General features: G+C 65.0%; 1 protein-coding gene. It reads right to left on the bottom strand.

Annotated elements, in window-relative coordinates:
• On the bottom strand, positions 1 to 1219 hold a 1219-nt coding region (locus AB0H52_RS32015; protein WP_357952037.1), incomplete at its 3' end, for an IS256 family transposase.
• Positions 1220 to 1267: the final 48 nt, after the last annotated feature.

The following is a 1267-nucleotide window of genomic DNA, read 5'->3' as shown; positions in this document are numbered from 1 at the left end:
GTTGACCGGTGCCGGTCGGGTCCAGGGCCATCACGGCGAGGTACACGCATTTCAGTGCGGCTTGCTCGTTCGGGAAGTGCCCGCGGGCTCGCACGGCCCGGCGGATGCGGGCGTTGACTGACTCGATCGCGTTCGTCGAGCAGATCACCTTGCGGATCTCGGTGTCGAAGGTCAAAAACGGGACGAACTCGGCCCAGGCGTTCTCCCAGAGCCGGACGATCGCCGGGTACTTCTTGCCCCATGCCTCAGCGAACTCCAGGAAACGATCGGTCGCGGCGGCCTCGGTCGGTGCGGTGTAGACCGGCCGCAGCGCTTTGGCGATCTTCTCCCAGTCCTGGCGGGCCGCGTAACGGAAGGAGTTACGCAGAAGGTGCACGATGCAGGTCTGGACCACGGTCTGTGGCCATACCGTGTTGATCGCGTCAGGCAGGCCGGTGAGCCCGTCGCAGACTGCCATCAGCACGTCCTCGACGCCGCGGTTCTTCAGCTCGGTGCACACGGAGAACCAGAACTTGGCACCCTCGCCGCCGTCGCCGGCCCACAAGCCGAGGATGTCGCGAGTCCCGTCGACGGTGACCGCCAACGCGACGTAGATCGGCCGGTTCGCGACCTTACCGTCCCTGACCTTGACGTTGATGGCATCGAGAAACACGACTGGGTAGACACGATCCAGGGGCCGGTTCTGCCACTCGGCCATGCCGTCCATGACCTTGTCGGTGATCGTGGAGATCGTCTGCCGCGACACGTCGGCGCCGTAGACTTCGGCCAGGTGAGCGCTGATCTCACCGGTGGTCAGGCCCTTCGCCGACAGCGACAGGACCATGTCCTCCACGCCGGTCAGCCGCCGCTGCCGCTTGCGGACGATCTGCGGCTCGAATGAGCCGTCGCGATCGCGTGGCACAACGATCTCGACCGGGCCGACATCGGTCAGCACCGTCTTCGTCCTCGACCCGTTGCGGGAGTTCCCGCCGTCCTTACCAGCAGGATCGTGTTTTTCGTAGCCGAGGTGGTCGGTGATTTCACCGTCCATCGCAGCCTCGATCACACGCTTGGTCAGCTGCTGCAGCAGCCCGCCCTCACCGGTCAGTTGCAGGCCCGAGGTCCGGGCCTGCTCGACGAGCTGGCCGATCAAGTCATCGTTCCCCCCGGCCGGCAGGCCAGGCTGCTGCTGCTTCTTCGCCACCGCGGCAGTATCCACGGCGTCAGTCGTCATGGTCATCAGGTGCGTCTCCTTGATCAGGAGTTACACCGTTCTTTTTACAGTCCC

The organism is Micromonospora sp. NPDC050695, from assembly GCF_040654415.1.
Classification (GTDB): Bacteria; Actinomycetota; Actinomycetes; order Mycobacteriales; family Micromonosporaceae; genus Micromonospora.
The sequence above is the reverse complement of the archived record's forward strand: the minus strand, read 5'-3'. Positions and strand labels throughout refer to the sequence as shown.